The sequence below is a fragment of the Paraburkholderia sp. SG-MS1 genome, from assembly GCF_012275575.1.
Lineage (GTDB): Bacteria > Pseudomonadota > Gammaproteobacteria > Burkholderiales > Burkholderiaceae > Paraburkholderia.
The window spans coordinates 30685-48525 of sequence record NZ_NPIH01000217.1 but is presented as its reverse complement, the minus strand read 5'-3'; the positions used below and the strand labels follow the sequence as shown (position 1 = coordinate 48525).

General features: G+C 64.9%; 14 protein-coding genes. 7 read left to right on the top strand and 7 right to left on the bottom strand.

What is annotated here, in order from left to right:
* From CIC12_RS18550 to CIC12_RS18540, 3 genes are all read right to left on the bottom strand, one after another.
* On the bottom strand, positions 1-733 hold a 733-nt coding region (locus tag CIC12_RS18550; RefSeq protein WP_168665720.1), incomplete at its 3' end, for an SDR family NAD(P)-dependent oxidoreductase.
* Between the two features lie 103 nt (positions 734-836).
* Complete coding sequence (locus CIC12_RS18545) at positions 837-1835, bottom strand: NADP-dependent oxidoreductase (RefSeq protein WP_168665718.1); 999 nt, start codon at positions 1833-1835, stop codon at positions 837-839.
* 129 nt (positions 1836-1964) lie between these two features.
* Entirely contained in the window at positions 1965-2453 is a 489-nt protein-coding gene (locus CIC12_RS18540; protein ID WP_121318223.1) for a PaaI family thioesterase, read from the bottom strand.
* A gap of 220 nt (positions 2454-2673) precedes the next feature.
* Here CIC12_RS18540 and CIC12_RS18535 point away from each other — a divergent pair, with 220 nt between their 5' ends.
* Together CIC12_RS18535 and CIC12_RS18530 are read left to right on the top strand one after the other, a co-directional pair.
* Entirely contained in the window at positions 2674-3219 is a 546-nt protein-coding gene (locus CIC12_RS18535; protein WP_342030549.1) for a hypothetical protein, read from the top strand.
* 68 nt (positions 3220-3287) lie between these two features.
* Positions 3288-3809 (top strand): LEA type 2 family protein, encoded by a 522-nt coding sequence (locus tag CIC12_RS18530; protein WP_168665716.1) that lies wholly within the window; start codon positions 3288-3290, stop codon positions 3807-3809.
* Between the two features lie 125 nt (positions 3810-3934).
* On the opposite strand, the gene CIC12_RS18525 is transcribed toward CIC12_RS18530, so the two are convergent.
* The 3 genes from CIC12_RS18525 to CIC12_RS18515 form a co-directional block, all read right to left on the bottom strand.
* Positions 3935-5113 (bottom strand): acetyl-CoA C-acyltransferase, encoded by a 1179-nt coding sequence (locus CIC12_RS18525; protein ID WP_168665714.1) that lies wholly within the window; start codon positions 5111-5113, stop codon positions 3935-3937.
* A 343-nt stretch (positions 5114-5456) separates the two neighbouring features.
* Entirely contained in the window at positions 5457-7547 is a 2091-nt protein-coding gene (locus CIC12_RS18520; protein WP_168665712.1) for a 3-hydroxyacyl-CoA dehydrogenase NAD-binding domain-containing protein, read from the bottom strand.
* 158 nt (positions 7548-7705) lie between these two features.
* On the bottom strand, positions 7706-9385 hold the full coding sequence (locus CIC12_RS18515; protein WP_168665710.1) for a 3-(methylthio)propionyl-CoA ligase: 1680 nt from the start codon (positions 9383-9385) through the stop codon (positions 7706-7708).
* A gap of 196 nt (positions 9386-9581) precedes the next feature.
* Between CIC12_RS18515 and CIC12_RS18510 the strand changes: the two genes are divergently transcribed.
* The 5 genes from CIC12_RS18510 to CIC12_RS18490 all read left to right on the top strand — a co-directional run bounded on the left by CIC12_RS18510 (position 9582) and on the right by CIC12_RS18490 (position 13534).
* Complete coding sequence (locus tag CIC12_RS18510) at positions 9582-11138, top strand: protein adenylyltransferase SelO (RefSeq protein WP_168665708.1); 1557 nt, start codon at positions 9582-9584, stop codon at positions 11136-11138.
* 73 nt (positions 11139-11211) lie between these two features.
* Positions 11212-11634: a peptide-methionine (R)-S-oxide reductase MsrB gene (gene msrB / locus CIC12_RS18505; protein WP_121318235.1), complete on the top strand. Its 423-nt coding sequence runs from the start codon at positions 11212-11214 to the stop codon at positions 11632-11634.
* Between the two features lie 264 nt (positions 11635-11898).
* Positions 11899-12429, top strand: coding sequence for a septation protein A (locus tag CIC12_RS18500; RefSeq protein ID WP_168665706.1), 531 nt, complete (start codon positions 11899-11901; stop codon positions 12427-12429).
* Between the two features lies 1 nt (position 12430).
* Positions 12431-12745, top strand: coding sequence for a BolA family protein (locus CIC12_RS18495; protein WP_168665704.1), 315 nt, complete (start codon positions 12431-12433; stop codon positions 12743-12745).
* 9 nt (positions 12746-12754) lie between these two features.
* On the top strand, positions 12755-13534 hold the full coding sequence (locus CIC12_RS18490) for a peptidylprolyl isomerase (protein WP_168665702.1): 780 nt from the start codon (positions 12755-12757) through the stop codon (positions 13532-13534).
* A 132-nt stretch (positions 13535-13666) separates the two neighbouring features.
* Here CIC12_RS18490 and purL read toward each other — a convergent pair whose 3' ends face one another.
* Entirely contained in the window at positions 13667-17749 is a 4083-nt protein-coding gene (gene purL, locus CIC12_RS18485) for a phosphoribosylformylglycinamidine synthase (RefSeq protein ID WP_168665700.1), read from the bottom strand.
* Between the last annotated feature and the right edge of the window lie 92 nt (positions 17750-17841).

The following is a 17841-nucleotide window of genomic DNA, read 5'->3' as shown; positions in this document are numbered from 1 at the left end:
GCTTGCCCGACTGCACCGCGCGCTGCAGTTGCTTGCCGGCGGCGATCTGCGAGTGCGTCGGGCGGCCGGCATTGCGCAGTGGCTCGGGACGCGCGCGCTCCGCATCGGCGATGCCGGTCGGCACGAAGGCCGGACACAGCAGCGAGCAGCCGACGAGACCACTCGCCGTATCCGCATTCTCTTCGTGCGTCGCTGGCGCCTGCGCCAGTTGCAGGTCGTGATGAAGCGTCTCGGTCAGCGAGACCACCGCATGCTTCGACGCGTTGTAGATGCCCATCGCCGGCGGCGACAGCAAGCCCGCCACCGACGCCGTATTAACGATATGCGCGGGCTCGTTCTGCGCCAGCATGATCGGCGTAAAGACTCGCACGCCGTGCGCGACGCCCATCACGTTGACACCGAACACCCACGACCAGTCGTTCGCCGTGCTCTCCCACAGGAAGCCGCCCGAGCCCACGCCTGCGTTGTTGAAGAGCACGTGCACCTTGTCGAACGCGGCGAGCGCCGCTTGGGCGAGCGCTTCGACCTGGGCTGCATCGGACACGTCGGTCGGCACGCCGATCGCGTCGGCACCGTTGCCGCGCAACGCTTCGACGGTTTGCGCGAGCGCGTCGGGATTCACGTCGGCGAGCACGAGCTTCATGCCGAGCGCCGCGCCCTTCTGCGCGAATGCGCGGCCGAAGCCGCTGCCCGCCCCCGTGATCACTGCCACCTTGCCGCCGAATTCGAACATCGTCTGACTCCTGGGTGAGGACTGCGCGGTAACTTCTGGCTCATGCGCGGTGTGATCCGCGCGGCCTCTCGATGCGTGAGTGACGGCTCTTGGGCTGCCGCGCTCAGATCAGTTTGACGAGCTGCTTGCCGAAGTTGCGGCCTTTGAGCAGGCCGATGAATGCCTCAGGCGCCGCGTCGAGCCCCTGCGCGATGGTCTCGCGATAGTGCAGCTTCTTCTGCGCGACCAGTGTGCCGAGCTGCTTGAGCGCTTCCGGCCACACGTCCATATGCTCGCTGACGATAAAACCCTGCACGAGCAGCCGCTGCGTGAGCATCAACGACGGATGCTTGAGCGGCATCGGCTGGCCGTCATAGCCCGCGATGAACCCGCACAGCGCGATGCGCCCGAACGCGTTCATGCGCGCGAGCGTCGCGTCGAGCACTTCTCCGCCGACATTTTCGAAGTAGCCGTCCACGCCATCGGGTGTCACGGCCTTGAGCTCCTGATACAGGTTGCCGGCCTTGTAATCGACGCAGGCATCGAAGCCGAGCGTGTCGGTCACGTAGCGGCATTTGTCGGCGCCGCCCGCGATGCCGACCGCGCGCGCACCGGCCGCCTTTGCCAACTGCCCCACCACGCTGCCCACCGCGCCGCTCGCCGCGCTGACCACCACCGTCTCGCCCGCTTTGGGCGCGATGATCCGGTTCAGCCCGTACCACGCGGTGACGCCGGGCATGCCGACCGGACCGAGATAGGCCGACAGCGGCACGTGCGTGTCATCGACCTTCTGTACACCGGCGCCGTTCGACGTGCCGTACTCCTGCCAGCCGAACATCGCGACCACCTTGTCGCCGACCGCGAACTTCGGGTTCTTCGACTCCACCACTTCCCCAACCGTGCCGCCGATCATCACTTCGTTCAACGGTTGCGGCGCCGCGTACGACTTGCTGTCGTTCATGCGGCCGCGCATGTATGGGTCGAGCGACAGGAAGTGATTGCGCACGCGCAATTCGCCGTCGGCCAGCGGCGCGAGCGGCGTTTCGACGAGCTTGAAATTGTCGGGCGTGACCGCGCCTTGCGGACGCGAAGCCAGCACGAGTTGACGGTTGATCTGGGACATGACGGTTGTCTCCTTGAGTGACCGATTGGATCGGCGAATAGTTGGAACGGCACGCATGGCTTGCACTGCGCGTGCGCAAGCCGCGACAGGCGGGCGACCCGCCCGGCACGCGCGCCGCGTGGCAAGGGCTCAACCGTCGCTCGGGCCGGGTTTCGCCGACGGGTCGCTGCGCAACCGCTGTTGCGTCACGCCGCGGCCGACCGCGAGGCGCCGCATGTATTTGAAGGTGCCGAGCGCCTTGGCGACGAAGTGGCCTTCGCTGTCGCGGATCTCGCCTTCGCAATAGGCCATCGTGGTCGAGCGGTGCAGCACGCGGCCGGTCGCGCGCAACTCGCCCCGCCCCGGCTGCATGAAGTTGACCTTCATCTCGACGGTGACCACGCCGACACCGTCGCCGGCGAGACTGCGCGCGGCCATCGCGAGCGCGACGTCGGCAAGCGTCATCGTGACGCCGCCGTGCGCGACATCCCACGTGTTCATGTGATCGGGCTGCAACGGCAGCACGACTTCGCTGACGCCATCGGCAGCGGACAACAACTGCGCGCCGAGACGGTCGACAAACGGGCTTTCAGGCAACGTCGCGTTGCCTGCTTTCGGTGATGAGGATGAATCGGTCATTGCGTATTCAGGTTTCGTAGTCAGCGGAGTGCGGGGTGAGTGAGAGACATCGGTGATGCATCGGCGAGTCTTGACGTCACAACATGATGGATGGCGGCCACACCTCGTTCGCTTCGACCCGGTTCAATTCGACTCGAAGTGTCGGGCCGCAGCCTGACGTTCGTCGCACTGTCTGTCTTGCGTTTGACGCATGACGTATGCGTTCGCACGCACGCGCGACATGCGCGACATGCGCGAGGCGCAGCGGGAAATGATACCCGCTATCGCTTTGGCGCATGCGCCGCCAGCCGTCCCGCCAATCTGCCTGACCTGCGCACCGCTTCGTCGGCCTGAGCGAGATCCGTGGCATGAAAACGGTTTAAAGGACTCTGTCATGCATGCTCGTGAATCTCGCGCCGGTTTGCGTGGAACCCCTGCATCGTCTCTCCTGGCCGGTCAGGTCGCCGTGCATGACCTGCACGCCGGTAGTTCGATCGTGGCCATCGAAGGCGGTTTGCAACTCGGCTTGCGCGATCGTTCGCTTGCCTGGCTGGGCGATGCCGTCCCACTCGTGTCGATCACCTTGCACGAAGGCGAGCGGTTTGTGACGCCGCAGCGCGGTATGGTGTCGATCAGCGCCCTGCGCGCACCCGGTGCGAGCCGCGCAGGCTCTGCCGCGTTCATCGTGCTGTCCCCGCGTGCCACGACAGGCGCTCACGGCTGGCTGCCACTGGCCGCGCGGCATCTGGCCGGACTCATCCGAACACGCTGGCGGCGCACCGCCTGAATCGCCTCTGCTCGCGCGACGCTGCCCGGTACAATGCATCACCAACCGCTTCGTTCGAGGTGCCGGTCATGCCTGTCCTGCGCGCGCCGCTGTCCGGCCGTCTCTCCATCCTTCGCGGCTTATCCGCGATCATCGCCCTTCTCATGATCGTCGCGCTGACGCTCAATGGCTGCGCGGGTCTGTTCGGCGCCGATCCGTTGCGCGTCAGCGTGGCCGGTATCGAACCGCTCGACGGCCAGGGGCTGGAGATGCGCTTCAACGTCAAACTGCGCGTGCAGAATCCCAACGACTCGACGGTCAGCTTCAGCGGCGTGTCGCTCGATCTCGAGGTGAACGGCAAGTCGTTCGCGAGCGGCGTCAGCGACCAGGGCGGCACGGTGCCGCGCTTCGGCGAAACCGTCGTCACCGTGCCGCTGACCGTGCCGGCTTTCGCCGCGGTTCGCCAGGCCTTCGCATTCGCCGGAGCCGCCGACTCGGGGCAGATTCCGTACATCCTGCGCGGCAAGCTCGCGGGTGGCTTGACCGGTACGACACGATTCATTAGTCAGGGGACGTTGAGTCTGGCATCGCTTGGCGCGGCTTCGCGATGATGCTGGCAATCGGCCTAGGCAAGCGGCTTCGAAGAAGCGCGGATAGCAAGCGCGGCTGAACCAGCCGGGGGGGCGCAAGGGTGACGTCCGTGCCGTCATCATCAACAACCGCGCCCCCCGCAGCATCACACCACTTCGAACAGCCCCGCCGCGCCCTGCCCGCCGCCGATACACATCGTCACGACGACCAGCTTCGCGCCGCGCCGCTTGCCTTCGATCAACGCATGACCCGTCAGCCGTGCGCCCGATACGCCGTACGGATGGCCGACCGCAATCGCGCCGCCGTTCACGTTCAGACGGTCCTGCGCAATGCCGAGCTTGTCCGCGCAATACAGCACCTGTACCGCGAACGCTTCGTTCAATTCCCACAGGTCGATGTCCTCGACCTTCAGACCCGCCTGCTTGAGCAGCTTCGGCACAGCAAACACCGGACCGATGCCCATTTCGTCCGGCTCGCAACCGGCTACCGCGAAGCCGCGGAAAATGCCGAGCGGCTGGAGGCCTTCGCGCTCCGCAACCTTAGCGTTCATCACGACGCAAGCGGACGCGCCGTCGGAAAACTGGCTCGCATTGCCGGCGGTGATCACGCCGCCCGGCATCGCGGTGCGAATCTTCGATACGCCGTCGAGCGTCGTGTCGGCGCGAATGCCTTCGTCACCGCTGACGGTCACTTCTTTCGTGAAGAGACGGCCGCTTGCCTTGTCGGCGACGCCGGCAAGCACCGTCATCGGTACGATTTCATCCTTGAACTTGCCGGCTTCGAGCGCGGCTGCGGCGCGTTGTTGGGAGCGCACGCCGTATTCGTCCTGACGTTCCTTCGAGATCGAATAGCGTTTCGCGACGTTCTCGGCGGTCTGCAGCATCGACCAGTAGATTTCCGGCTTGTTCCTGCTCAACCAGCCTTCGGCCATCATGTGGCGATTCATCTCGTTCTGCACGCACGAGATCGACTCGACCCCGCCCGCGACGAACACGTCGCCTTCACCGGCGATCACGCGCTGCGCGGCGAGCGCAATAGTTTGCAATCCAGACGAACAGAAGCGGTTCACCGTCATGCCCGGCACACTGACCGGCAAACCGGCGCGCAGCGCGATCTGGCGAGCGATGTTGCCACCCGTCGCGCCTTCCGGATTCGCGCAGCCCATGATCACGTCTTCGACGCGCGCCGGGTCGAGCTTTGCGCGGTCGACGGCGGCCTGCGTCACGTGGCCGCCGAGCGTCGCGCCGTGCGTCATGTTGAAGCCGCCGCGCCATGATTTGGCGAGGCCTGTGCGGGCGGTCGATACGATTACGGCATCAGTCATGCTTGTCTCCTGTGTCGACCAGAGTTGGCGCTTTAGCGCTTACTCTGGTCCCATGCAAGTTTTTGCGGTCGACCAGAGTTGGCGCTTTAGCTCTTACTCTGGTCCCATGCAAGTTTTTGCGGTCGCCCAGAGTTGGTGCTTTAGCGTGTCGATCCGGAGTAGACGCTTCAGCGTCTACTCGGTCCCATGCTTGCTTACCTACTCTGGTCCCGTGCAAGTTGGTCTTACTTCAAGATGTCGACGGTGGCGCGCTGACGCTTTCCGTGCGCATCGCGCCACACGTGCAGCACCGCGCCACCTCGGTCGTTTGATTCAAGCAGCCTCGAAGGCTCGCTCAATCCGCTCAGCCGTTGAACCCGCGCCCCTCGGCCGCCAGCTTCGCGATGCCCGGTGCGAGTCGCCACGCGTCGCCATTCGGCCGCGCCGCATAACGGCGAATCGCACGCTCCACGTTGTAGAGCCCAACCGTGTCCGCATACAGCATCGGGCCGCCGCGATGAAGCGGGAAACCATAGCCGGTCAGATAGACCATGTCGATATCCGACGCCTTCGACGCGATGCCTTCTTCAAGAATCTTCGCGCCTTCGTTGACGAGCGCGAACACGAGTCGCTCGACGATTTCCTCGTCGCTGATCTTGCGGCGCTCGGCATGGGTTTCCTTCGAGAACGCGCCGATCATCTCGTCGACCACCTTCGACGGATACGCAGTGCGATCGCCCGCCTTGTAGTCGTACCAGCCGCCGCCGGTCTTCTGGCCGAAGCGCCCCATTTCGCACAGCCGGTCGGCGATCTTCGAGTAATGCATGTCAGGATGTTCCTGATAGCGGCGCTTGCGGATCGCCCAGCCGATGTCGTTGCCGGCCAGATCGCTCATGCGGAACGGGCCCATCGCGAAGCCGAACTTCTCGATGGCCTTATCCACCTGCGCGGGCAGCGCGCCTTCTTCAAGCATGAAGAGCGCCTGACGGATGTATTGCTCGATCATCCGGTTACCGATGAAGCCGTCGCACACGCCCGACACCACCGCCGTCTTCCTGATTTTCTTCGCGAGCTTCATCACGGTGGCAAGCACGTCTTTTGCGGTCTCCTTGCCGCGCACCACTTCGAGCAGCTTCATCACGTTGGCTGGGCTGAAGAAGTGCATGCCGACCACGTCCTGCGGACGCTTCGTGAACGCGGCAATCTTGTCGACGTCGAGCGTCGACGTGTTCGACGCGAGGATCGCGCCGGGCTTGGCGACTTCGTCGAGGCGCCGGAACACCTGCTCTTTCACGCCGAGCTCTTCGAACACGGCCTCGACGATCAGATCCGCGTGCTTCAGGTCGTCGTAGGACAGCGTGGGTGTGATCAGCGCCATGCGCTGTTCGAGCGCCTCGGGCTTGAGCTTGCCCTTCTTCACGGAGGCTTCGTAGTTCTTGCGGATCGTCGCGAGGCCACGGTCGAGCGCTTCCTGCTTCGTTTCCAGCAGCGTGACCGGAATGCCCGCGTTGATGAAGTTCATCGCGATGCCACCGCCCATCGTGCCCGCGCCGATCACGCCAACCTTGCCGATGTCGCGCACCGGCGTGTCGGCCGGCACGTCGGGAATCTTGCTGGCCGCGCGTTCGCCGAAGAACGCATGACGCAACGCGTGGCTTTCCGGCGTCTGGACCAGCGCGACGAAGCATTCGCGCTCAAATGCGAGGCCCTTGTCGAAACCGTTCTGCACGCCCGCTTCCACCGCGTCGATGCATTTGTGCGGCGCCGGGAAGTTCTTCGCGATCGCCGCGACGCTATTGCGCGCGAACTGGATGAAACCGGCCGCGTTCGGATGCTCGATGTTGCGATCACGCACCTTCGGATGCGGACCTGTCTTCGCGCCGACCTTGCGCGCGAAGGCGAGGGCCGCGGCGGGCAGATCTTCCTGGCTCGCGACGACTTCGTCGAACAGTCCAGAGTCGGCCAGCTTCTCCGACAACACCGGCGCGCCGGACACGATCATGTTCAACGACGCTTCGAGGCCGATCGCGCGCGGCAGACGCTGCGTGCCCCCCGCACCCGGCAGAATGCCGAGCTTCACCTCCGGCAGCGCAATCTGCGCGCCGGGCGCGGCGATGCGGTAATGCGCGCCGAGCGCCAGTTCCAGCCCGCCGCCCATCGCCACGCTGTGAATGGCCGCGACCACCGGCTTCGCGCTGCCTTCGACGATCCGGATGACCGTGGCGAGCGTCGGCTCCTGGGTGGCCTTCGGGGTATTGAATTCGGTGATGTCGGCGCCGCCCGAGAAGGCCTTGCCCGCGCCGGTCAGCACAATGGCCTTGATGGCCGGATCGTTCTGCGCCCGCTCGACGCCGTCGGCGATGCCTGCTCGCGTCGAGAGGCCGAGGCCATTCACGGGAGGATTGTTCAGCGTGATGACGGCCACGCCGTCATGAGTTGTGTAGTCCACTGCCATCTGCCTGCCTCCATGCGATCCATGCAATGAGGCGGCGCCTTGCGCGCCGCCTGTGCGTTTTGCGAGCCGCCTCGATGTCCGGCTCATTGTCCTTCTTTCAACCGATTGCTTCCGGGTCTGCAGGCAGGATACACATAAAAGCACGATCGTTCAATTTATCATGCTGCGGGGTTTCCCCTGGTAAGCGGGCAGTTCGCTTCGTCGGCGAGCGCGGACGGCAGCACGTGGTCGCGGAAAATGTCGCGCAGCTTCAGCTTTTGCAGCTTGCCGGTGGCGGTGTGCGGCAATTCGTCGACGAATGCGACATCGTCCGGAATCCACCATTTGGCGACCTTGCCTTCGTAGAATGCAAGCAACGCCTCGCGCGTCACTTCGAAACCCGCGCGCTTGACGACCACCAGCAGCGGACGCTCGGTCCAGCGTGGATGCGCGCACGCGATGCACGCCGCTTCCGCCACCGCAGGATGCGCAATCGCGACGTTCTCGAGGTCGATCGAACTGATCCATTCGCCGCCGGACTTGATGACGTCCTTCGAGCGGTCGGTGATGTGCAGGAAGCTGTCGCGGTCGATGGTGGCGACGTCGCCGGTTGGAAACCAGCCGTCTGCGAGCGGCGAGTCGTCCTTGCGGAAATAACGGTCGATCACCCACGGCCCGCGCACGTGCAGGTCGCCGAACGCGACGCCGTCCCACGGCAATTCGCGCCCGTCTTCGCCGACGATCTTCATGTCCACGCCATACATCACGTGGCCCTGCTTTTCGAGCAACGCGCGCTGCTCGGCGAGCGGCCGCTGGCTTTGCTCCCACGTCAGTTTCGAGAGGGTGCCGAGCGGCGACATTTCGGTCATGCCCCACGCATGGATCACCTGCACGCCGTAGTCGTCTTCGAACGTGCGGAGCATCGCGGGCGGACACGCGGAGCCGCCGATCACCGTGCGTTGCAGCGACGAGAACTTCACCCCCGCCTCGCGCATGTAGTTCAGCAAGCCGAGCCACACGGTCGGTACGCCCGCCGAATAGGTGACGCGCTCGCTCTCCATGAGTTCATAAAGCGACTTGCCGTCGAGGTCCTTGCCGGGGAATACCAGCTTCGCGCCGGTCAACGGCGCGGCGTGCGGAATGCCCCAGGCGTTCACATGGAACATCGGCACAACCGGCAGCACCGCGTCGCGAGCGGACAGGCCCATCGCATCGGGCAACGACGCGCCGAACGCATGCAGCACCGTCGAGCGGTGCGAATACAGCGCGCCTTTCGGGTTGCCGGTGGTGCCGGACGTATAGCAAAGGTAGGAGGCCTGACGCTCGTCGATAGCCGGCCATTCGTAGTCGCCGTCCTGCGCGCCCACCAGCGTTTCGTAGCTGAGCGCGGGCGTTTGCATGGCCGGCAGATGCGCCGTGTCGGCGAGCGCGATCCAGCCGCGCACTTTCGGGCATTGCGGCGCGAGCACGTCGACGAGCGGCGCGAACGTCGTGTCGAACAGCACGTAGGCATCGTCGGCGTGATTGATGATGTAGGCGATCTGATCGGGGAACAGGCGCGGGTTGATCGTGTGGCACACCGCGCCGAAGCCGGTCGTGCCGTAATACGCTTCCAGATGCCGGTAGCCATTCCACGCGAGGGTCGCGACGCGCTCGCCGGGTTCGACGCCCAGCGCGATCAGCGCCTGCGCGAGCTGCTTCGCGCGCTGCTCGCAATCGCGATAGGTGTAGCGGTGCAGATCGCCTTCGATGCGCCGCGAGACGATCTCCGTGCTGCCGAAATGCCGCGCGGCATGCGCGAGCAGCGAGGACACAGTGAGCGGCACATCCATCATCTGGCCCAGCAGCGGCGTCGTCATAAAGCGTGGTCTCCTCGGCTTGTCTGTTTCGATCGGATGGGGTCCGGGAGCCGTTGGGGCGCCATGGCGCGCTTCTCCATGCGCCGCCGGCGAAATCCGCACGACCGGCGAAAGATGGGTGCGGCATCGTTCAACGGCCGGCCAGCAGCTCCGCGGGCGCGGACTTACAATATCGGTTAATCCAGAGGCGCTCAATATGTCGTTTTCCCCAAGCATTGCAGGGTTATCGGAAGCCTTAACGGCTTTTTCCAACGTTCTTCTCAACTCCCCCGACAGCGCGTTCGCGCGGCTCGGCAGCACGTTTCTGACGCGCCTGCCCGCCGCGCCGCTCAACGCGCCGTACATGGTCGGCTTCTCCGCCGAGACCGCCGCGCTGCTCGGTCTCACGCCGGACCTTCAGAACGATCCGGGCTTCGTCGAGCTGTTCTCCGGCAACGTCACACGTGAGTGGCCGGCCGATGCGCTGCCTTATGCATCGGTGTATTCGGGCCATCAGTTCGGCGTGTGGGCGGGCCAGCTCGGTGACGGCCGCGCGCTGGGTCTCGGCGAGGTCGAACACGACGGTCAGCGCTTCGAATTGCAATTGAAGGGCGCGGGACGCACGCCCTACTCACGCATGGGCGACGGCCGTGCGGTGTTGCGTTCGTCGATCCGCGAATATCTGTGTTCGGAAGCGATGCATCACCTCGGCATTCCGACCACGCGCGCGCTGTGCGTGATCGGCTCCGATCAGCCGGTGCGGCGCGAGACCGTCGAAACCGCCGCGGTGCTCACGCGCGTCGCGCCGAGCTTCGTGCGCTTCGGCCACTTCGAGCATTTCTATTCGAACGATCGCACCGACGCGCTGCGCGCGCTCGCCGATCACGTGATCGAGCGTTTCTATCCGCATTGCCGCGACGCCGACGATCCCTATCTCGCGCTGCTCAACGAAGCGGTGCTCTCCACCGCCGACCTGATGGTCGAGTGGCAGGCGGTCGGCTTCTGCCACGGCGTGATGAACACCGACAACATGTCGATCCTCGGCCTGACGATCGACTACGGCCCGTTCGGTTTCATGGACGGCTTCGACGCCGGCTACATCTGCAATCATTCCGATACGCAAGGTCGTTACGCGTACAGAATGCAGCCGCAGATCGCCTACTGGAACCTGTTCTGCCTTGCACAAGGATTGCTGCCTCTGCTCGGCGAACAGCATGACGAAAGCGTGCGCGGCGACAAGGCGATCGAAGACGCGCAGCGCGTGCTCGGCGGTTTCAAGGACCGCTTCGCACCGGCGCTCGAGCGGCGCATGCGCGCGAAGCTCGGCCTCGACATCGAGCGCGACGGCGACGACGCGCTGGTCAATCGTCTGTTCGAAGTCATGCACGCGAACCGCGCCGATTTCACGCTGACGTTCCGGCATCTCGCGCGCGTGTCGAAACACGACACGCGCGGCGACGCGCCGGTGCGCGACCTGTTTCTCGGTCGCGCCGCGTTCGACGCGTGGGCGAACGACTATCGCGCGCGGCTGTCCCATGAAACACGCGACGACGCCGCGCGCGCCATTGCAATGAACCGTGTGAACCCCAAATTCGTACTTCGCAATCACCTGGCGGAAACGGCGATCCGCCACGCGAAAGAAAAAGACTTTTCCGAAGTGGAGCGTCTGGCGGCGGTGCTGCGCCACCCGTTCGACGAACAGCCCGAGCACGAAGCGTATGCGGGCTTGCCGCCGGACTGGGCGAGCGCGCTGGAAGTGAGCTGCTCATCGTGACGCGCCAGACCGGACCCAACCCGTTCGCCTTCACCGTGCATCGCTAAAACAAGCCCGAGACAGGAACCCGACCATGAACCAGCCCGACGACCTCAACACCGACGTCCCCGCCGTGCAGAAAGACGACGCAGAGTGGCGCCAGCAGCTCTCCGATATCGAATATCAGGTGACGCGCCACGCGGCCACCGAGCGTCCCTTCACGGGCCGCTATCACGATCACTGGGACCGCGGCATCTACGATTGCGTGTGCTGCGGCACGCCGCTGTTCGAATCGGACACCAAGTTCGACGCCGGCTGCGGCTGGCCGAGCTATTTCAAGCCGATCAACGGCGAGGTGATCGCCGAGAAGACCGACCGCTCGCACGGCATGCTGCGCATCGAGGTGCAATGCAAGAACTGCGGCGCGCATCTGGGCCATGTGTTCGAAGACGGCCCCGCGCCGACGGGCTTGCGCTACTGCATCAATTCGGCTGCGTTACAATTCGAGCCCAAGTAAGCGCGGCGGCGCGGAGTCTGGTGCGTTGCCGGCCGGCGTGGCCGGCACGATTCGAGCCGGCTGGGCGAGGCCGTTGAGCGGCGTCGGCCTCCCTTGGCGCTGCGGGTCTGCTGCTAACGGGCTGGGCAGAAGCCGTCCCGTTAGCCCGCTTGCCATGATGCCCATGGCAGGTTGGCGTGGCGGCTTTCCGGCCGCTTACCCACCATCGGGCGCTTCGCCGCGCCCTCACCATCGACTCACTCTCTCGGTATTGCCGACCAGATAATGAAATTCCTGTTCGATCTGTTCCCGATCATCCTGTTCTTCGTCGCCTTCAAGATCTGGGGCATTTTCACGGCGACGGCAGTGGCGATCGTTGCCACGCTGGTGCAGATCGCGTGGGTGGCCTTCCGCCACCGCAAGGTCGACCCGATGCTGTGGGTGAGCCTCGGCGTCGTCACCGTATTCGGCGGCGCCACGCTCGTGCTGCACAACGACACCTTCATCAAGTGGAAGCCGACCGTGCTGTACTGGGCGTTTTCCGTCGCGCTGATCGTCTCGCAACTGGGCTTCAACAAGAACCTCATCGAAGCGATGATGGGCAAGCAGATCACGCTGCCGCACGCGATCTGGGGCAAGCTGAACCTCATCTGGGCGGTGTTTTTCGTGCTGCTCGGACTCGTCAACCTGTTCGTCGCGTATCACTACACGACCGATCAATGGGTCAATTTCAAGCTGTTCGGCGCCACCGGCTGCCTGCTGGTGTTCATCGTCGGACAGAGTCTGTGGCTGTCGAAGTACATGAAGGAAGAATGACATGACGAGCGATGTGTTCATGCACGCCACCACCGCCGAGCGCGCCGCGCTGATCGAAGCGCGCCTCACAGCCGCGCTCGCGCCGGTCGAATTGATCCGCATCACCGACGACAGCGCGCAGCACGCAGGCCACGCCGGCGCCTCCGCCGGCGGTCATTTCAGTGTCACGATCGTGGCCGCCGCATTTGCCGGCAAGGCCCGCGTGGCGCGGCATCGCATGGTGTATGATGCGCTGGCCGATGCCATGCAGCGCGGCATTCATGCCCTTGCCATCACGGCGTATACGCCCGAAGAATTTGCTTTGTTGCCCCGCTAGGAACTTCCGATGACCTTGAAGAAAACCCGCCTTTGGGTATTGCTGGCTGCATGTGCAGCCGCACCTGCATTTGCACAGAACATCGCCGTCGTCAACGGCACGCCGATTCCGAAAGCGCGCGCCGATGCGCTGATCGACCAACTGGTTCATCAAGGCCAGCAAAACACGCCGCAGCTGCAAATGGCCGTGCGTGAAGAACTGGTGAACCGCGAAATCCTGATGCAGGAAGCGCTGCGCCGCGGCCTGCCGAATCGTCCGGACATCAAGGCGCAAATCGCCGTCGCGCAACAGACTGTCGTGCTGCGCGCGCTGATCGAAGACTTCGTGAAGAACAACCAGCCGACCGACGCCGAAGTCACCGCGCGCTATAACGCGCTGATCAAGGATGCGGGCGGCAAGGAATATCACCTGCACCACATCCTCGTCGACAACGAGCAGCAGGCGAAGGACCTGATCGCGAAGATCAAGGCCGGCGCGAGCTTCGAAGAACTCGCGAAGCAATACTCGAAGGACCCGGGATCGGGCAAGAACGGCGGCGACCTGGACTGGTCGGATCCGAAGGCCTACGTGCCCGAATTCGCGGCAGCGGCCACGCATTTGCAGAAAGGCCAGATGACCGACACGCCGGTGCGCACGCAATTCGGCTGGCACATCATCCGTGTCGACGACGTGCGCGCTGTCACGCCGCCGCCGCTGGAGCAGGTGCGTGCGCAGATCGTCCAGCAGATCCAGCAGGAAAAGCTGCAAGCGTTCGAAGAAGGTCTGCGCAAGAACGCGAAGATTCAGTAAGCGGGTTGTTGACCGACCGCTTCTTCGTTTGAAGTTTGAAAGCAGAAAAGCCGCCCGAGGGCGGCTTTTTCGTTTGCTGCGGAGCCAAGACCACTACAAGGCCGCCGCCCGAAGCGGCAGCCCTGCCCCCGATCATCCCAGCCAGCGACGCGCGTTCTGGAACACGCGCAGCCATGGGCTCGCGTCCGTGCCATTCTCGCCCCAGCCTTCCGGATGCCAGCTCATTTGCACTGCACGATGCACGCGTTCAGTGTGCGGCATCAGCACGGTGAAGCGGCCATCTGCCGTCGTGACCGACGTGATGCCGTCCGGCGAACCGTTCGGATTGAACGGATACTGCTCGGTCGGCTGACCCCGGTGATCGACGTAGCGCATCGCCACCGCCACCTTCGACGCATCGCCCTGCTGCGAGAAGTCCGCATAACCTTCGCCGTGCGCGACCGCGACCGGAATGCGCGAGCCTTCCATGCCCGCGAAGAAGATCGACGGCGAAGCCTGCACTTCGACTAGCGAGAAGCGCGCTTCGAATTTTTCCGACTTGTTGCGCGTGAACTTCGGCCACGCTTGGGCACCGGGGATCATCGACGCGAGGCTGCTCATCATCTGGCAGCCGTTGCAGATGCCGAGCGCGAACGTGTTTTCACGGCCGAAGAATGCGGCGAACATGTCAGCCAGTTGCGCGTTGAAGCGGATCGCCTTCGCCCAGCCTTCGCCGGCGCCGAGCGTATCGCCGTACGAGAAGCCGCCGCACGCGACCGCCCCCGCGAAGTCCGCGAGGTTCGCGCGGCCCGCGAGCAGATCGCTCATGTGCACGTCGTGCGCGTCGAAACCGGCGCGGTCGAACGCATAGGCCGTTTCGAGGTGCGAGTTGACGCCCTGCTCGCGCAGGATCGCGATACGCGGACGCGCACGCTTGCCGACGAAAGGCGCGGCCACATCTTCAGCCGGATCGAAGCTCAGCACCGGCGTGATGCCCGGATCGGCGGCGTCGAGCAGCGCGTCGTATTCGGCATCGGCGCAAGCCGGGTTGTCACGCAGACGCGCGATGCGCCAGCTCACTTCGCTCCACGTGCGATGCAGCTCGGTGCGCGGTGCTTCGTAGATCTTCTTCGCGTCGCGGTAGATTTCGATCGCGTCGCGCTCGTTCACCTTGCCGATCACATGCGAGCACGCCGACAGGCCGTGCTCGCGCAACGCGCCGAGCACCGCGTCGCGGTCCGCCGTGCGCACCTGAATCACGCCACCGAGTTCTTCGTTGAAGAGCGCGCGAATCGTGCGGTCTTCACGACGGCCGCTGGTTTGCTTCGCCCAGTCCTTCGCGTCGCCGTAGTCGGATTCGTGGTGCGGGTCGAGCACGAGCATGTCGACATTCAGCGACACGCCGACGTGACCCGCAAATGCCATTTCGCAGACCGTCGCCCACAGGCCGCCGTCCGAACGGTCGTGGTAAGCGAGCAGTTTGCCGTCGCTGTTCAGCGCCTGGATCGCGTTGAAGAAGCGCTTCAGGTCTTCCGGATCGTCAACGTCCGGCACCGTGTCGCCGACCTGCTGCGTCACTTGCGCGAGAATGCTGCCGCCCAGACGATGCTTGCCGCGGCCGAGGTCGATCGCGATCAGCACGGAGTCGCCTGCGTCACTGATGCGGCGCAGTTGCGGCGTGAGGTGCTTGCGCACGTCTGCGACCGGTGCGAACGCCGAGATGATCAGCGAGACCGGCGCGACCACTTCCTTCGCGACGCCGCGGTCTTCCCACTTCGTGCGCATCGACAGCGAATCCTTGCCGACCGGAATGCTGATGCCGAGCGCCGGGCACAGTTCCATGCCGATCGCCTTGACCGTGTCGTAGAGCGCCGCGTCTTCGCCCGGCGCGCCGCACGCGGCCATCCAGTTCGCCGACAACTTCAGCTTGTCGAGCGAGGCGATCGGCGCCGCCACGATGTTGGTGATCGCCTCGCCGACCGCCATGCGGCCCGACGCCGGCGCGTCGATAACGGCGAGCGGCGTGCGCTCGGCCATGGTCATCGCTTCGCCGCTAAAGCCCGCGTAGTCCATCGTCGTGATCGCGACGTCGGCCACCGGCACCTGCCACGGGCCGACCATCTGGTCGCGCGCGGTGGTGCCGCCCACCGAGCGGTCGCCGATCGTGATCAGGAACGACTTGCTCGCGACCGTCGGATGACGCAGCACGCTCGCCGCCACGTCCGGCAACGCGATACCGGTGACATCGACCGGTTCGAGCTTCTGCTCGACGCGCCTGACGTCGCGATGCATGCGCGGCGCCTTGCCGAGCAGCACTTCCATCGGCATGTCGACCGGCTGATGCGCGGCGTCGTTCAGTTCGGAGTCGATCAGCTTTAGCTGACGCTCGGCGGTGGCCGTGCCGATCACCGCGAACGGGCAGCGCTCGCGCTGGCACATTGCTTCGAAGGCTGGCAGATCGGCTGGCGCGATCGCCAGCACGTAACGTTCTTGCGCTTCGTTCGACCAGATTTCGCGCGGCGACAAACCGCTTTCTTCCAGCTGGATTTTGCGCAGCTCGAACAGCGCGCCCTTGCCCGCGCCGTCCACCACTTCCGGAAACGCGTTCGACAAGCCGCCCGCGCCGACGTCGTGAATGCTCAGAATCGGGTTTTTGTCGCCCAGCTGCCAGCACGCGTTAATCACTTCCTGCGCACGTCGTTCGATTTCCGGGTTGCCGCGCTGCACGGAATCGAAGTCGAGTTCAGCGGTGTTGGTACCGGTCGCCATCGAGCTGGCGGCACCGCCGCCCATGCCGATGCGCATGCCCGGGCCGCCGATCTGGATCAGCAGCGACCCTTCCGGCAGATCGTGCTTGTGCGTGTGCTGGTCCGAGATATTGCCGATGCCGCCGGCGATCATGATGGGCTTGTGATAGCCGCGCACCAGACCCGCGACGTTCTGTTCATACGCGCGGAAATAACCGCCGAGGTTCGGCCGGCCGAATTCGTTGTTGAACGCGGCACCGCCGAGCGGGCCGTCGATCATGATCTGCAATGGCGACGCGATGCGATCGGGGCGGCCATACGCTTCGTGCTGGTCGTCCGGATTGCGGTGCGCGAGCGGCTGCGCGGCGTCGCGTGCGTTTTCCCAAGCCTCGACGCCGTCCGGCAAAGCGAGGTTCGACACCGTGAAGCCGGCCAGACCCGCCTTCGGACGCGCGCCGCGGCCGGTCGCGCCTTCGTCGCGGATTTCGCCGCCCGCGCCGGTCGCGGCGCCCGGGAACGGCGAGATCGCGGTCGGGTGGTTGTGCGTCTCCACCTTCATCAGCGTGTGCGTAAGTTCGACGCTGCGGCGGTAGTGCTCCGGCAATTCGTTCGCGCCGAGGTCGGCCGGCGTGCGCGGGAACCAGCGCTCGGCCATGCCGCCTGCCATGATCGCCGAGTTGTCCGAATACGCGACGATCGTGCCCTGCGGGTTCAGCTTTTCGGTGTTGCGGATCATGTTGAACAGCGAGATGTCCTGCTTCTCGCCGTCGATGGTCCAGTCCGCGTTAAAAATCTTGTGGCGACAGTGTTCGCTGTTGGCCTGCGCGAACATCATCAGTTCGACGTCGGTCGGATTGCGGCCGAGCTTCGTGAACGCGTCGACGAGATAATCGATTTCGTCGTCGGCGAGCGCGAGACCCAGTTCCGTGTTCGCCGCTTCCAGCGCGCCGCGACCGTGGCCGAGCACGTCGACGGTTTGCAGCGGCTTGGCCGGCAGCTCGTCGAACAGGTGCAACGCGTGGTCGCGCGAGGGCGACACGCTCTCGGTCATGCGGTCGTGCAGCGCCGCGGCGACGGCCGCACGGGCTTCGTCGGAAAGCGCTTTCTTGCCGCCCAGCAGGCCGGTTTTCAGCGCGACCGTGTACTCGACGCCGCGCTCGATGCGGCGCACCTGCGTGAGGCCGCACAGGTGGGCGATGTCGGTGGCCTTGCTGGCCCACGGCGACACCGTGCCGAAACGCGGCACCACGAGGAAGGTTTCCACGGCGCCGCGCTCCTTGCTTTCTTCAAGCGGATCGCCGTAGTGCATCAGCGCCTCGACCTTCGCGCTGTCTTCAGCGGACAGCGGGGTCTGGGCATTGACGAAATGCAGATATTGCCCGCGCACGCCGGTGATATTCGGGTCGATGCGCGTGAGCGTTTCGAGCAGTCGGGTTTGACGGAAATCGGAAAGGGCCGAAGCGCCGGGGAAACACGAGAAGTGGGCCATGGACTTGACGTTGCGTCGCTCAATGATGCCGAGAAGCCGCGCATGCAGGCGACGTGAGGCGGAAAGGAAGTCCAGGATTATACCCCGGGAGC

What these genes read in the sequence shown, in the direction of transcription:
- CIC12_RS18545 (WP_168665718.1), bottom strand. Translation starts at nt 1,835, where the DNA reads ATGTCCCAGATCAACCGTCAACTCGTGCTGGCTTCGCGTCCGCAAGGC.
- CIC12_RS18540 (WP_121318223.1), bottom strand. Translation starts at nt 2,453, where the DNA reads ATGACCGATTCATCCTCATCACCGAAAGCAGGCAACGCGACGTTGCCT.
- CIC12_RS18535 (WP_342030549.1), top strand. Translation starts at nt 2,674, where the DNA reads ATGCGCGACATGCGCGAGGCGCAGCGGGAAATGATACCCGCTATCGCT.
- CIC12_RS18530 (WP_168665716.1), top strand. Translation starts at nt 3,288, where the DNA reads ATGCCTGTCCTGCGCGCGCCGCTGTCCGGCCGTCTCTCCATCCTTCGC.
- CIC12_RS18525 (WP_168665714.1), bottom strand. Translation starts at nt 5,113, where the DNA reads ATGACTGATGCCGTAATCGTATCGACCGCCCGCACAGGCCTCGCCAAA.
- CIC12_RS18520 (WP_168665712.1), bottom strand. Translation starts at nt 7,547, where the DNA reads ATGGCAGTGGACTACACAACTCATGACGGCGTGGCCGTCATCACGCTG.
- CIC12_RS18515 (WP_168665710.1), bottom strand. Translation starts at nt 9,385, where the DNA reads ATGACGACGCCGCTGCTGGGCCAGATGATGGATGTGCCGCTCACTGTG.
- CIC12_RS18510 (WP_168665708.1), top strand. Translation starts at nt 9,582, where the DNA reads ATGTCGTTTTCCCCAAGCATTGCAGGGTTATCGGAAGCCTTAACGGCT.
- msrB (WP_121318235.1), top strand. Translation starts at nt 11,212, where the DNA reads ATGAACCAGCCCGACGACCTCAACACCGACGTCCCCGCCGTGCAGAAA.
- CIC12_RS18500 (WP_168665706.1), top strand. Translation starts at nt 11,899, where the DNA reads ATGAAATTCCTGTTCGATCTGTTCCCGATCATCCTGTTCTTCGTCGCC.
- CIC12_RS18495 (WP_168665704.1), top strand. Translation starts at nt 12,431, where the DNA reads ATGACGAGCGATGTGTTCATGCACGCCACCACCGCCGAGCGCGCCGCG.
- CIC12_RS18490 (WP_168665702.1), top strand. Translation starts at nt 12,755, where the DNA reads ATGACCTTGAAGAAAACCCGCCTTTGGGTATTGCTGGCTGCATGTGCA.
- purL (WP_168665700.1), bottom strand. Translation starts at nt 17,749, where the DNA reads ATGGCCCACTTCTCGTGTTTCCCCGGCGCTTCGGCCCTTTCCGATTTC.